Origin of the sequence: uncultured Thiothrix sp. (assembly GCF_937876535.1) — a bacterium.
GTDB lineage: Bacteria > Pseudomonadota > Gammaproteobacteria > Thiotrichales > Thiotrichaceae > Thiolinea.
Genome location: NZ_CALFHZ010000020.1, coordinates 480,582 through 494,930, shown reverse-complemented (window position 1 = coordinate 494,930; position 14,349 = coordinate 480,582). Strand labels below are relative to the sequence as shown.

Below are 14,349 nucleotides of genomic sequence, written 5' to 3'. Positions count from 1 at the left end.
AACACAAGTGCATATAATACGCGCTTCCACCAGTTGGGTGATCTGTGGGGGCGACATGGCTTCGACGTGGGTTACAAAACTTGGGGAGCATGCAGTGGGTGTGGTGACCACTTAAACACTAGTCACAAAAAATAGTCGCAAACGACGACTCTTACGCTCTCGCAGCTTAATAACCTGCTGATAGCTGTCTGACCGAGGCCGTGCTTATGCGTTCGGGTTTCAGGCATCATCTAACATAAGATCGCGCTTACGTTTGTTCAGGGCAAGAGCGCTAAACCTTAACTGAAACAGCCTGCAAGCCAGCCTGTCAATCGGCGGGATGCGGGTTAAACAAAAGATTGAATAAGCATGTAGCGCCTTCAAGCAGCGGATTTGCGGACGGGGGTTCAATTCCCCCCGCCTCCACCACTTTCCGGTCTAATCCAGACCATCCCAGACTAGCTAAAACCTTGTTAAATAAGCGTTTTAGCCTGTCTAAGGAAAATTCTAACTTAGTCCCAGACGGTCTACAACAGTCCCCGTTGTGCCACAAATTTGACACATTTCTACCACAAGTTAAGCCAGCTCATCCCTTAAACTCTTGTGAACATGACCATCTACACCATAAAATTCTTAACGATTTAGCCCCTTTAGCAGCAGACTTAGGGCTTAGGTTTGCACGAACTCTAAAACGCTATGATTATGCACAGGCTCATCAAGAGCTAATCGATATTCATAAGAGCTTACGCATTGAAGATTTGAATCTTTGCGATGGTACACAAGAACTAAAACTTAAAGCTCGTGCTTACGCGGCGCGCTGTCGTTTAACTAGGCAACAATTCAAAAATCCTGAACAGGCTTATCAACAATGTGTGCAACTTGCTAAGCGTTATCAACTAACCTCACCCAGTATTAAACAAGGTGATCTAATCGCCGCCCTCAATCGCTTGTGCTGTGAGCGCTGGTGGTTTCGTAAAATAAAAGTTTTGCGTCTGAGAAGCATTGAAGCAGTGGCACGAAATATAGAACTTGTTAGCCGCGCAAGCTCTGAGTATGCCAGCCAACATGCAATTAAGCTGAATAAACAACAAAAAATACAAAATCGTATTTACTTATCCTCTACTCGCATCACCAATGAAAGGGGTGAAAGCTATACCTTACAAGATTTAGCTGATCGCTCAGTCTCAAATCCAACTGTGCGCCGTGCTGAATTAATGGTACGAATTAGGGGTTTTGAGGTAGTCGCTAAGCTCTTGGATCACGTTGGTGAGTTTTATACTTTAACGACTCCCTCACGTATGCATGCTTGCCTAAAACGCGGTGTCAATAACCCAAAATATGACAAGACCACACCTAGACAAGCCCAAGATTATCTTACTCACCTCTGGGCTTTGATGCGCTCAGAACTACACCGCCAAGGTATTAGCTTATATGGGTTTCGCGTGGTTGAGCCACATCATGACGGCACACCTCATTGGCATCTCATGCTTTTCATGCCTGAAGAACATAAAACTGTCGTTAGGCAAATCATGCAGCACTATGCTTTTTTAGAGAATCCAGATGAGCCAGGCGCAAAAGATCATCGGTTTAAAGCTCTTAGCATTGACCCTAATAAAGGCACTGCGGCTGGTTACATTGCCAAATATATTGCTAAAAATATTGACGGTTACGGCTTAAATCAAACACCCGATGACAAAACTGCTACCGAAGCAGCAGAGCGTATTACCACATGGGCTAATACCTGGGGAATTAGGCAGTTTCAACAAATAGGTGGGCCAAGTGTCAGTGTGTGGCGTCAATTACGCCGCTTAGACAAAGCTGAAGATGAAGAGCTTGAACAAGCACGAAAAGCAGCAACCGCCAGTGATTGGGCGGCTTTTATGCTAGCAATGGGTGGTATTCAAATTTCTAAAAAAAACCACCCTATCAAACCTTATTACGCCTATGGATGGCATTTAGATCAAGCAACCGGTGAAATCACTCAAACCACTAAGAATCGCTATCTGGAACCAAGCCGTCAACGCATCGTTGGGGTGACTTCAAAAGGTATTGCTTATGACTCACGTAAGCACTTTTGGACGGTTGGTGAGAATCCTGACTACTCACCTAAAAACTTGCTTGCGGAGCTTTCAGCCCTAAGTGAAGCCCCTACCTTGATACGATCTAGCAAGAGAGCCGCCGGTTCGGCGTTGAATGCCTCGCTTCCTCGCAGGCTCCGAGCGAGGCATTCAACGCCGAGAGGGGGCAACCGCGCCGGAGGCGTTCCAGTCGTTAATCAGCAGCAAATTAACCTAAGTTCTGGGGTTGGTGACTGTGTGCGGGGCGAAGCCTGCGGAGACAGCGCACAGCCACCAGCCCCCTTGGACTTGGACTTGGACTTGTATCAATAACTATACCGCCTATGAAAAAGCCTAAAGCTTAACTTTAAGAGATGAATAAGCATGAGTGAATTTACACTGGATGAAGCCGTAGCACTGATCTATCAACATGTGATCTTAAAGAACAAATTAGCTTCACATGATAAGAAGCCTGAATTATCCAATATTGGCCATATCTGTGGTGTCCTTACTTTAAATGATCAGATTGAGGTTGTTGTGAAATTTCAAGATGAACTTAAGCAAGTGACTAAAACTGAGTTCCAGTCTGAATTAGTCATACTTCGACCATAATATTGACTATGAAAATTACTAGTACATTATTAAAGTTAATAGTGACTTTGAAGAACAACACATCATGAACGAACCTCAAACCCGCCTATTAACAGTTGACCCAAAAACAGAGGAACTCATTCTGCAAAAAATGCGAGAGTTTAAAGGCATCGCTACAACGCTTGAAAGTGCTTTAGGCGCTTTGATAGTCGGTCAATATTTTGGCTGGCGCGTGCTTAAACTACTGCATACACCAGCAACCTATCGCCATTATGAAAAGGTTTTGGGTATCAAATTCCAAGATGTTTGCCCTGAAATCACTGAAATGGGCAAAAAGAAAAGTATCGGTTACGCGATTACTGAAAAACTAGGAAGCTTTTGGGCAGTGATCATGGGCAGGAAAAAAGTACCTAATAAAGGCAATCTTGATGATGAGGATGAAGTAAAACGCATAGCAGACGCGTTTGTGGAGCCAAGCAAATGACCACTGTGAATGATTACATCACTATCAAGAAATTTGCAGAAATTAGTGGGTTAACTGAAGAAGCGATCAATCAGTACCTAAAAAAAGGTATCTGGATTCAAAATGTTCATTGGGTAAAAGCACCTAATCGTAGAAGGTTTATTGTTGTAAAGGCAGCAAATCAATGGATCACGAGCACAAAGGAATAACAATTCGAGGGAATAGCGCAGTTCTAGCATTTACTTACCAAGGTAAACGCTGTCGTGAAACTCTTCCTATGCCACCCACAAAGTCAGCTTTAAAACAGTTACAACAAAAGCGACAAGCTATCTTATATGAAATCAGAAATGGTATTTTTGATTATTCAAAACATTTTCCCTTAAGCAAAAAAGCTAAAGCCTTTCGCCAAGGAAGAGCTGATCAATACACAATCCAAGAAGCCTTAAAAGATTGGCTCAAACGTAACGAGCCTAATTATGAGCTAAGCACTTTACACGGTTATAACAGTGCTATTTTCCATCACCTCATTCCTCAGTTTGGGGCACTTAAAATTGCTGACTTATCAGTGATTCAGGTTAAAGAGTGGCTTGCCAAACTTACATGCTCCAATAAGAGAAAAAATAACATTTTGATCCCCTTACGCCGTCTTTATGAGGAAATGTATCTTGAGGGAATTATTGACAAAAACCCCTTAGACCGAATCAAAAATCTGACCGTAACAGCGCGGGAGCCAGAACCTTTTACCCTAGATGAAATTGAGAAAATCTTAGGCCAGTTAGCCGGTCAGGAAAGGAATCTGATTCAATTTGCTTTCTGGTCAGGCTTACGAACTTCTGAGCTGATTGCCTTAACTTGGCAAGATATAGACTTTGAAAACAATCGCTTTTATGTGCGTCGAGCCAAAGTAAGAGGAATTATTAAAGGCACAAAAACGAGTGCAGGCACTAGAGCGGTAATTTTACAAGATCAGGCTAAGCAAGCACTACTGAATCAGTACGCTTACACGGGCGCAGCTAATGAAGTGGTTTTCCATGATTCACGTAAAAACCAAGCGTGGAAAAATGACCAAAGTATCAGAAAAATAGTTTGGACACCTGCACTAAAAAAAGCAGCAGTGAAATATAGAGAACCCTACCAAACCCGCCATACCTTTGCTTCTATGTTGCTATCTAATGGGGTGAACCCTATGAAAGTCACTGAGCAAATGGGGCATAAAGATTGGGGTATGATCCGCAAAGTTTACGGGCGTTGGATTCCCTCTGCAGACGACAATCAACCACTTTAAGGAGTCAGTTCAATGTATAAAATCCCTATTAACGTCGAAAAGCGCATTAACTCCCTAAAATTTCAACAAAGAAATAAAGCGCTTAAAAATATGCTTCTTAACGCTTATGGTAGCTTTGAAGAAATGGCGCTTTGTGGCGTGGAAGGCCGTGGAAGATCGGGCTATTCTGTGCCGCTATCCCCGACTCGAGGACATATCCTAGGTCTTAATGCCAATGATCTTGAAGATGATATTCAACTGCTAAATTTTTTCATCGCTGAAAGCCAGCTACATAAAACCCATGTTTATACCTATTGGTACCCTTCCATAGAAGAGAAAAACTAGTGTCTAAACGTGGCAATCATCCGGTTAATATTCCTGATGCCTTAATATTCCATACTTTAGGGCGATTAAATGAACATCCTCATTACTTATCTGCCAAAGCCGGCGATTTTGAAGCATCCTTAGTAGTGGTTCAGGATTTAATGGCAACTATTGCGCTTGATACGTTAAAACCCTTAGTAGAACAGCAACCCATTCTCTTACCGGTACTGGCACAAGAGGCTCAAGGTAGAAATAAGATTCCGTTAGCACTGGCACTTTATCTTGAACACAAACTAGGTTTACCAGTTGAATTGGGCATAGGCCAAGCTACTAAGGTGTCACGTACCAGTTTAAGCGGTTTAGATCGTGTCTTTATCATTCCAGAATTTGCAGGCCAATCGATAGCTGGGCAAGCTTATTTACTGCTAGATGATACACTGACCCAAGGAGGTACTTTTGCAGCTTTGGCTTCACACCTTCAACAGCAAGGCGCTTCTGTCCTAGCAGCTATAGGATTGACGGGTAAACAGTACAGTGCTAGGTTAAACTTAGACAGTACGCTTTTAGAGCAATTAAGGAATAAACATGGCGAACTTGAAAGCACGTTCCAAACAATCACAGGCTACAATTACGCAGCACTTACGCACAGTGAAGCACGCACGCTCTATAACTTTAAGCCAGCCCAACAAGTTAAACAGCGCATCCTTGCCGAAAGCTATTCGCTTAAGCCATGATCAGTATCAAGATTTAATGGCGGAAATGCAGCAGGCTGCACAGTTGATACGTGCATCTTTTAAGAAAGCTGATTAAGCCACTATGCGCTGGCTCAATTTTCGATAAACTAATCTCTGTCCCTTGAGAAGACTGCCCTACAGGCTTTTCCCAAAAAACTAAACCCTCATCTGAACCTAAATCCTTTGCTAAACCTTCTAAAGCATGTAAGACCTGCGCTAAATTAATTGGTTTAGCTATTTTATATACAGCCACCCAAGTATTGTGGGCTTTCTCTGTTTCTTTATTTTGATAATAGATATGCCCCATATTGAATAAAGTGTAACTCATACCAGCAATATCACCAATCTCCTGTTGAATCGCCAGCGAGCGTTGCAGGTAACTCAGCGCCGTCTCGTAATCGCCTCTTACTCTAAAAATCTGGGAAATATTGTTGAGCGTCGTGCCTTCACCCGATTTATCACCAATCTCCTGTCTTATCGCCAGCGAGCGCTCATAACAGCTTAGTGCTGTAGTATATTCACCCAAGTAATAATTCTGTAGACCTGTTAAGTTCAAGCCTTGCGCTTGAACCTTGAAATCACTGGCTTGACAAATTGCAGGCAACCATTCTTTTAATAAGTTTTCATATAAGCCAGCCAGACTTAAGGTTCCAACAATATAATCCAAGACAAAGCGCTGTGCTTCTAGCTCTAAATCTGCTGCACTCAAAGCAGCATGAGTAGCTAAACGATATTCCCATGAACGACTCAGACCATGTTCAAGCTGCCACAATAAAAACTTAGCCGCTGTTTGGCGTAAGTCTTGAGTGAGTGCTGGATAGTGTTGATCCAAATAAGTTTGCACCAAAGGCGCGATTTGGTATTCAAGCTTTTCAGTGTTGGCATTGTGATATTGCTCAACTAAAGAAACCGCTAGTAAGTCTTTTAACAAAGACTCGCTTTCAGCCAGTTCAACACGATAAGCTAATTTTTGCACACCTACTAAAGGAACAGCCACCGGATAAGCTCGCAGAGCTAATAATAGTTGCAAAGCGGATTCACTACATTGGCTCAGCAACTTGGCTAAGGCCATATCAGTTTGAGCTTCAGCTTCTGCTTTATACAAGGCTGTGAGAAAACTGCTTTCTTCCTGCCCACTCATACCTTGAACAGCTTCAGCAAAAAATATTAAGGCACGGAAATTCCCACCTAACACTTGATAAACTGTTTGCAGGCGTTCTCCTGTTAAAGATAAAGCGTGTTGCCGCACAAATGCCACATAGTCCCCATACACTGGACGACCCAACGCACAATGCTCCCCCTTCCAATCTGGCAACTGCCAGCGTGAAGTAGCAATGACTTTCAAACCTTGCGAACTCACCACCAGCGCTGCATCGAGCCATAGTTTTAGGTCTTCATCGGTAATTGCATGCGGACTCGATAGGTTTTGCACCGACTCGAGGTTATCAAAGAAGAGCACAAGCCTATTGTCATAACGTTTCAAGGCTAGCTTGAGTAAGGCTTTAATCCACTCTGGACGGTTTAGAAGCTCGCGTTGTAGCAGCTCGTATTGGTTTTTCAGCGCGTCGTTTTCGACTATCGCTAATTCAATATTTAGCTCTACCTCTGACCAATCATGCTCGGGACGCAATGAAAAGCTAAATAAATGGTAGCCATTATTAGTAAGCTCATTAATCAACTTACTCGCCAACGCAGTTTTACCCATACCACCTGCGCCAGTAATCAATAAGCTATTACATTGAGACGTTGCCAAGCGCTTTTGCCACAGGCGCAATTCACGCCGCCGCCCCAAAAAGCGTTCAGGAACTGAGATTTGCCCGATTAAGTCTTTAGTGGGAATACGAGTTTTAGGTGTAGGGGTAAATGCCCAATCGGTCGCTGCTTGATGCAGGTCATGACTAAGCAATTGCGGTAAACACCATTGACCAAACGAAAGGGCTTGCCGCTGTGGATCGCTAGAAGCCTCCCGATAAACACTCGCTTTTAAAGGCTGCACAATTGCTTGCCGTGCTGCTTGCAAAGCAATCGCTACACTTTGCTTATCTGCTATCTTAGCTAGGAACGTTTCAGCAAATTTAATACCGGTTTGATCAAAAATAGATTCGCGCATCCCAATCACATGCGGTACACCTGCCCGATAGAGCGCATTGCTTAAGCCATTTTCTGGATAATTCGGATGTTGTTTAGCACTCAAGCACGCCGATAAAACCACTGCTTGAACTGGAATATTCGTAAAGCACTCAGCAATTTTGCTCTCAGAAATCAAAATACCCTTGCCTTGCCCATCCTCAAATAACAAGCTTCCAAACGCGCGCTTATGTGGTAAATCGTGCTGAAAGACACCATGCCCACTTAAATACACCAACTGCGGTTTGAATTTCTCTAACTCGGTTTTAAAGGTTTCAAAGCGCCCATCATCTGGCATATGTAGCTCAACTTCACCCTTCAATTCAGCCTCTAATAAAGCCTCCTGCACGCTAGCTTGCTCATTTTCAATATCTAAACGCTCCTGTTCACCTAAATCATCCGGTACAGATGAAAACAGCAATATTCGCAGCGGCTCTGCTTTGGGTACGACTAAAGCAGGTTTTAAATCAGGGTCATGGCGTGACAAACTAAACGCCGCTTCTCGTCCTAAAAAGCCAAATTCAGGATGATATAAAACCTCCCAAGGTAACTGCATGACTGAAGCATTATTGGAAGAAATTACAATCGGTAATACATTCAAGCCTACTGCTTGTTTAGCTTGTTTGAGTGAGTCTTTTAAATCCAATGCTTGCCACAAGGCCTCACCCACTGCTTTTAAATGGGCTTCTTCTACCAGCTCTTTGTTTTCATAAGCCTTGGTTAAACGCTCAGATTGACTTAGCAAATGAGGATGTTGTGCAAGAAAGTTTGAAGCTGGGGCGATAACAAAAGGCTCGGTCAACATAGACTAATCTCCTTGTTCAGCAAGAATCAGCCCAGAGCGTTTAAATACTCTTTTTTCAGCAGTTTTACTGCCTCGATAAACACTAACTTCTCGATCAACTTCAAAGCGAATTTTGAGCCTCCGCTCACAGATCGGGCAAGTCGTTTCCTTGATGATTTCAGATACATCATCAGGTATCTCTAATGGAGTGGGATAGTCGAAAGTATGTGTACATAATGGGCACTTTATAGCTTGAAGTGTAATAGCTGTCATTGTTCACCTCTTTAAAGCACTAAGCCAAAAATTACTAAGCACACCCCAAAAAAGGTTAACAAGCTCGCTGCAATCACTAGCTTTTGCTTACGTTGGGCAGTGGCTGAAAAATATTTCTCAAGTTCTGCTAGCTTATTCGGGTCTGCTCTATTTTTTACTGGTAATAGCGTAATCAGGGCTAGACCAAGTGCCACTAACCAACTGAAAAAAGCTATGAACACTAGCCAGCCCGAAACGGTCGCACCATCCCCTTGTGTCAGTTTGAGCACAGCACCATATAGAGCAGGTATGGCAAGATTTAAACTAATTAGCTGTTTAGCTAGATCATCCATTCGAGTGGCCTGATTAGCTACATCTTTAGCAAAGCTATCTTGCAAACTGTCTTGGTACTTGGAGGGGCGAACCGTAATTTTGCCAGCGTCTACTACTGGCACAGCAGAAGCATCATCAGACATGGGGCAATCCTGATTAGAAGCAGATGCTTAATAGTGTAGCAACACTGAGGGACGATAGCGATTCATCTCACTACTGCCATATATATAACCCAGATAAAAATTAGGAAATCTTTTTAAGTTAAAGTATATTCAAAACTATAAAGCGCTAACTCGAAAGACACACAATTCGATAGGAAAACACTTAAATGGTTGATTTAAGTAACAAGAACGGGGGTTCAATTCCCCCCGCCTCCACCACTTTACAGTTTCACCAAGTACCTGATAGTTCCAAAGCCCTTTACAGGCAGCAATCTGTAAGGGGTTTTGTGTTTCTGGTAGTTCCCTTCAATTCGTTATATTAAGATGAGATTAAACCTGTAACGCTCTTAAGTTCTTGCTACAACCAGCACTAGGCTTCTATACTAGAAATCTCATTAATTAACGGTACTTTCTTCCCCATGTTTAACTTCGTTGCTCGCTTAGTAAAGAAGTCTAAACGCCGCCTCACCAGCGGTTCGGGGTAGTTTGCGCTCTTAATTATTAGACCTGATTACCAAACCTAGCCGCACTAATCTGCGGCTAGGTTTTTTTTTGCCTAGTGAAAAAGGAGATTGAGATGTTTAGTGGATCGTATGTGGCGTTAATTACACCATTTCGTCATGGTAGTGTGGATGAAGCTGCTTTAAGAGCTATGGTGAATTGGCAGATTGAGCAAGGCACACAAGGTTTAATTCCCATGGGTACCACCGGCGAGTCGCCCACCGTGACCCAAGCCGAGCACGAACAAGTGATTCGCATAGTGCTTGAAGAAACGGCGGGACGGATTCCGGTAATCGCGGGTGCAGGTTCGAATAATCCGCTTGAATCGGTGCATTATGCGCAAGTGGCACAAAACTTAGGGGCAAATGCGATTTTATGTGTGGCAGGCTATTACAATCGCCCCTCGCAGGAGGGTTTATACCAGCACTTCTATTACCTACACGAACACACGAATATTCCCATCATTATTTATAATATTCCGCCGCGTGCAGTGGTCGATATTAAAGCGGATACTATGGCACGTTTAGCACAATTGCCAAGGGTGGTTGGTGTAAAAGATGCAACAGGCGATTTAACCCGTATTTGCCAAGAACGCCAATTGATTCAAAAGCCGTTTAGCTATCTATCCGGTGATGATATGACTGCGCTGGCTTATAATGCGTCCGGCGGTAATGGCTGTATTTCAGTCACAGCCAATATCGCTCCAAAACTCTGTGCACAATTTCAAACGGCTTGTTTGGCAGGGAATTATCGTGAAGCCTTGGTCATCCATGAAAAACTCGTGCCTTTGCATCAAGCTTTGTTCCGCGAACCGAATCCTTCCGGCCCTAAATATGCGGCTTCGTTATTAGGTTTATGCACTGAGGAGCTGCGTTTGCCGCTAGTGCCTTTAAGCGAAGCAGTGAAAGTGGAAATTCGCCGCTGTTTGGAAGGTTTGGAATTGCTTTAAGCTAAACCGTAAGCCAGCACGTTAACTGGGTGCTGGCTTACGGTTTAGATTTTACTAGTTGTTAAATTAGCACTAACTTTTAAAATACTTAACTATCTTTAAAGTTAATTAAGTATAAGGCTATCAAAAATAAAAAATACAAATCATTGAATATATTAAAAATATTTTCTTGGCACAACAACTGCAATATCTAAGTCATGAATAACAAGCCCGACACAACAAGGAGGCTGATCATGGCAATTCAATCTACCGTCAAAACGTTCGCTGGCGAAAAACATCGTTATCCTGATTTTCTGCACGCCATTCAAAAGACGTTTAAAGCCGCAGCGAAAGAGCGTTTATTCCTGACTGATACACCTGAATTATGGCCGCTATTTTTAAATAATCTGCCAGAAGCAGTGCATCAAGAATACACCTGCTCTGCTTGCCGCCATTTTGTGAATCATTTTGGTAGCCTCGTACAAATTGACAAAGACGGTAGCCTACATTCCGCGTTATGGATTCCAAAAACCGTGCCAGCCTTTTTCCAGCCCGCAGTCAAAGCTTTGCAACAAGCGGTTGAACAAGCAGCTATCAAAGGTATATTTGTGTCCTCTTTAGAAGTCTATGGCAAACCTCATACTGGGCAATGGCGGCATATGGCACTCACGCCACCGGCTAAAATAGTCTGGCAATCGCCCTTAACACATGCAGGACAATATCGCGCTAAAAAGTTGGAAGAATTCAACATGCTGAGTCGCGCCTTGAATGAGTTTTCTGCTGAAACAGTGGATACTGCAGTGCGTTTATTACGTTCAGATAAGCTGTATCGCTCAGAAAAAGTCTTAGGTGTGGCGGAATGGTTAAAGGCTTTGTATGCCGACTTAAACACAACTCCCAATCTACAACTGAAAGCGCATAAACAATGGCTAGCGGTAGCAAATGCACCAGAAGGTTTTTGCCATGTGCGTAGCTCTATGATTGGTTCGCTATTGGAAGATATTGAGTTAGGTTTTGAGTATGAGGAGATTCGGGCGCGCTTTGCCGAGAAAATGCACCCTTTGCAATATCAACGCCCACAAACACCACCTAGTGCTGGAAATATTAAACAGGCAGAGAAAATCATTGAAACTTTGCAAGCCGAAAAAGCTTTGGATCGACGTTTTGCGCGCTTAAATGAAGTTAAATTGCTATGGCAACCGAAAGCGCTTCATGCTGTTAAATCCAGCAAGCAAGAGCCAGGTAGCACCGGAGTATTTGCGCACTTGGCACCGAAACAAAATGCTGCATCAGAAAGCTTGAAGCTGCCTAGCCAAACTCTGACTTGGGAAAAATTCGAACGTAAAGTATTGCCTGATGCTCTAAAAATTGAGTTATTAGTGCCGAAAAATCAGCTCTTGAGTATCTGTGCTTTGACCACGGCGGTGAATGATAAAGCGCCACCGATTTTGCAATGGGATCGCGTAGAACAACGCAACCCATTTGCAATGTATGTGTATCTCGGTGGTTCTGCGCCGCAAGATTGGTATTTATCGGCGGGTTATGTGGAAGTGACCGGATTGTGTACCAATCCACCGCATTGGTATAAGGAACAAAGCCATCAGCATAAAGGTATGATTTTGCTGCTGAAAAATGCGCGTGATCGACTCCATCAAACCGCTGGTTTAGCCTTATTTCCTGAAACTTTAAAAAGCGAGTTTCATCCGATTCGTAAAACGATTGAAGCATTCTCTAAAAACGGGCGCTTACAAGGTTTTGAAGAATCATCGGCCTGTGGTTTGTTTTTAACCTCTACAGGGACGCTGAATTATCAATTACGAGTAACGACTGAGTTAGGCGTGCAGGATTATATGATTGATCGTTGGGATTGAGCTTAAATCGGGGAGTGCTGCTGCACTCCCTGGTAGTTTAAGCCAATAACAGCTCTTTCATGCGCTGATGCTCACGGGCTTGAGCAGCTAAACGTGCTTCCGCATTGCGCTCGCCAAAACCTTGATAGCCTTTACGTTGTACAATCTCAAAAAATAAGCCATTGATATGACGGGTATAAATATGGAAAAACTCACCCTGTTCATTGGCATCGTAGAGAATATTATATGCCCGCATTTGCTCAATCAGTGCATCCTCTAATAGAAAGTCAGCTTGCACCTCTTCATAATAATTCGGTGAAATCGGTAGAATATGATGCGGATTTAAGCGCTTCGCCACGACAAAAATATCTGCACAACCTAAAGCGATATGCTGCACACCCGAACCCGCCAAACCAATACGAAAGCGCTCGGTAGAAGATTCCCGCGCATGTGAGGTATTCACGGGTAATTGCACTGAATGATCCGCATTCACCAAAGAACGACTATGCACGATACCATTGCGATCCATTAAATCGTATTCAGCATTCGCTTTTAAGCCAAATAGGATTTGATAGAACTGTACTAAGGCTAAAAACTCCGTCGATGATACCGCTTGGGTGACATGGTCAATCACTTCTAAACCGAAGCCCAGCGGATGGGATGCTTCGCCAACTATTGGCACGAAATCGACTTCAAAGAAACGCTTAGGCTGCGCAGTATCCACTAAATACAATAAGCCATCACCTACATTACGAATCGCTGGGATATTCAACTCATCCGGTAAATGCGGAGCTTGAATAAAATCACAACGGTAATCGCGACAGTTTTTTAGTAATTGCGTTAATTGTGCAGTGCCTAAACCTATGGCACATACCGCCGTACCGTGGCGATCGTAATAGGCATTAGCAAAGCCATCGCGCTCACGATTGATAACAAAATTAATCTGCCCTTGACGATACAAGACCACATCCTTGCTGCGATGGGTATGAGTTTTGCGAAAACCTAAGGCAACTAAGAGCTGCTCCATCCATTGCGCTTGTCCACCTTGACAGGCTAATTCGACAAACTCAATGCCATTTAATAAAGCCGCATGTACTGCTTGACTAGTGGGTGTGCTTTGAGTTTGTTCAACTAACCACTGTAAGGAACGATAACCATCGCGTGCAATTTGATAAGGATTGCTAGAACGAAACTCTTCACACGGCACTTCATGCGACAAAATACCCTGATAACCCGCGCTTTGTAATTGCTGCAACCACGCCACTAAAGGTAATACACCCTGCCCCGCATAACAACGCAAATACCGATCCACCTGTTGAGGATCAATACTGACGCTTGGCGAATCGGCGAGTTGCACCAAGAAAATTTTTGCTACCAACTCAGGTGTGAGTACCGCTAACTTACTGTGATTCGCAAAAAAGGCAAAGCTATCCAATACTAAGCCTAAATTGGCACGATTCGCCAAGGTCACGACTTCAAAAGCACTGACAATATCACGAATATATTGGGCAGTCGGCAAAGGTTCATAGGCAATCGTAATGCCTGACTCAGCAGCTAAATCAGCTAGCTCCGCCAAATCTTGAGCCATTTGCATCGGATCACCGGAAGCTTGTGCTACCGTAGAACTAGTGACTAATAATTGTTTTGCACCCAATTCTTGCATGAGATGCAATTTACGCTGAGCACGTTGTAGTGCTTTGGCTTTTTGCTCAGGCACTAAACCTTCAAAATCGCTAAACGGCTGCAAGCTAATAAGCTGCACACCTAAGCTTGCAGCTAAGCTACGAATTTCGCTGGGCGATTTATCCGAATACAGCAAATCTTTTTCAAAAACCTCGACCGCCGTAAACCCTGCTTTGGCTGCAGCTTGTAATTTATCGTGTAAGTCACCCGGTAAAGTTGAGGAGGCAATGGCGAAGTTCATGCAACCGAATCCTGTGCTAACTAATAAGCTAATGGTTCTAGGTACACAGTATGCCCGCTATGAAAGATTTGAACAAA

13 protein-coding genes and 1 other RNA gene are annotated in these 14,349 nt (G+C 43.5%); 10 read left to right on the top strand and 4 right to left on the bottom strand.

The genetic code is table 11. From position 1 onward, the window contains the following. Positions 1–46: 46 nt before the first annotated feature. The 8 genes from ssrA to Q0230_RS14185 all read left to right on the top strand — a co-directional run bounded on the left by ssrA (position 47) and on the right by Q0230_RS14185 (position 5,412). Positions 47–408, top strand: a transfer-messenger RNA (tmRNA) gene (gene ssrA / locus Q0230_RS14220). Positions 409–521: 113 nt separating this feature from the next. Continuing rightward, on the top strand, positions 522–2,369 hold the full coding sequence (locus tag Q0230_RS14215) for a replication endonuclease (RefSeq protein WP_298610826.1): 1,848 nt from the start codon (positions 522–524) through the stop codon (positions 2,367–2,369). A 51-nt stretch (positions 2,370–2,420) separates the two neighbouring features. Next, a complete protein-coding gene (locus Q0230_RS14210; protein WP_298610825.1) occupies positions 2,421–2,648 on the top strand; it encodes a hypothetical protein in 228 nt (75 codons plus the stop codon). Positions 2,649–2,712: 64 nt separating this feature from the next. Beyond that, complete coding sequence (locus Q0230_RS14205) at positions 2,713–3,111, top strand: hypothetical protein (RefSeq protein ID WP_298610824.1); 399 nt, start codon at positions 2,713–2,715, stop codon at positions 3,109–3,111. After that, the gene (locus Q0230_RS14200; protein ID WP_298610823.1) at positions 3,108–3,299 is read left to right on the top strand and encodes a MerR family transcriptional regulator; all 192 of its coding nucleotides are present in this window, start codon (positions 3,108–3,110) and stop codon (positions 3,297–3,299) included. Before Q0230_RS14205 ends, Q0230_RS14200 begins: the two co-directional genes overlap by 4 nt. Further along, entirely contained in the window at positions 3,275–4,375 is a 1,101-nt protein-coding gene (locus tag Q0230_RS14195) for a tyrosine-type recombinase/integrase (RefSeq protein ID WP_298610822.1), read from the top strand. The genes Q0230_RS14200 and Q0230_RS14195 overlap by 25 nt, the downstream gene beginning before the upstream one ends. A gap of 12 nt (positions 4,376–4,387) precedes the next feature. Then, on the top strand, positions 4,388–4,699 hold the full coding sequence (locus Q0230_RS14190) for a hypothetical protein (protein WP_298610821.1): 312 nt from the start codon (positions 4,388–4,390) through the stop codon (positions 4,697–4,699). Beyond that, on the top strand, positions 4,699–5,412 hold the full coding sequence (locus Q0230_RS14185; protein ID WP_298610820.1) for a phosphoribosyltransferase: 714 nt from the start codon (positions 4,699–4,701) through the stop codon (positions 5,410–5,412). The genes Q0230_RS14190 and Q0230_RS14185 overlap by 1 nt, the downstream gene beginning before the upstream one ends. Before the next feature lie 13 nt (positions 5,413–5,425). On the opposite strand, the gene Q0230_RS14180 is transcribed toward Q0230_RS14185, so the two are convergent. Genes Q0230_RS14180 through Q0230_RS14170 form a run of 3 tightly spaced genes read right to left on the bottom strand, consistent with a single transcriptional unit; the run spans position 5,426 to position 9,051 of the window. After that, complete coding sequence (locus tag Q0230_RS14180; protein ID WP_298610819.1) at positions 5,426–8,344, bottom strand: CHAT domain-containing protein; 2,919 nt, start codon at positions 8,342–8,344, stop codon at positions 5,426–5,428. A 3-nt stretch (positions 8,345–8,347) separates the two neighbouring features. Then, a complete protein-coding gene (locus tag Q0230_RS14175; RefSeq protein WP_298610818.1) occupies positions 8,348–8,596 on the bottom strand; it encodes a hypothetical protein in 249 nt (82 codons plus the stop codon). Positions 8,597–8,607: 11 nt separating this feature from the next. Then, a complete protein-coding gene (locus Q0230_RS14170; RefSeq protein WP_298610817.1) occupies positions 8,608–9,051 on the bottom strand; it encodes a hypothetical protein in 444 nt (147 codons plus the stop codon). A gap of 595 nt (positions 9,052–9,646) precedes the next feature. On the opposite strand from Q0230_RS14170, the gene dapA reads away from it, so the two are divergent. Next, positions 9,647–10,519 (top strand): 4-hydroxy-tetrahydrodipicolinate synthase, encoded by an 873-nt coding sequence (dapA, locus tag Q0230_RS14165; protein WP_298610816.1) that lies wholly within the window; start codon positions 9,647–9,649, stop codon positions 10,517–10,519. Positions 10,520–10,752: 233 nt separating this feature from the next. Beyond that, complete coding sequence (locus tag Q0230_RS14160) at positions 10,753–12,369, top strand: hypothetical protein (protein ID WP_298610815.1); 1,617 nt, start codon at positions 10,753–10,755, stop codon at positions 12,367–12,369. A 37-nt stretch (positions 12,370–12,406) separates the two neighbouring features. Here Q0230_RS14160 and Q0230_RS14155 read toward each other — a convergent pair whose 3' ends face one another. Then, positions 12,407–14,272, bottom strand: coding sequence for a bifunctional sugar phosphate isomerase/epimerase/4-hydroxyphenylpyruvate dioxygenase family protein (locus Q0230_RS14155; RefSeq protein WP_298610814.1), 1,866 nt, complete (start codon positions 14,270–14,272; stop codon positions 12,407–12,409). Positions 14,273–14,349: the final 77 nt, after the last annotated feature.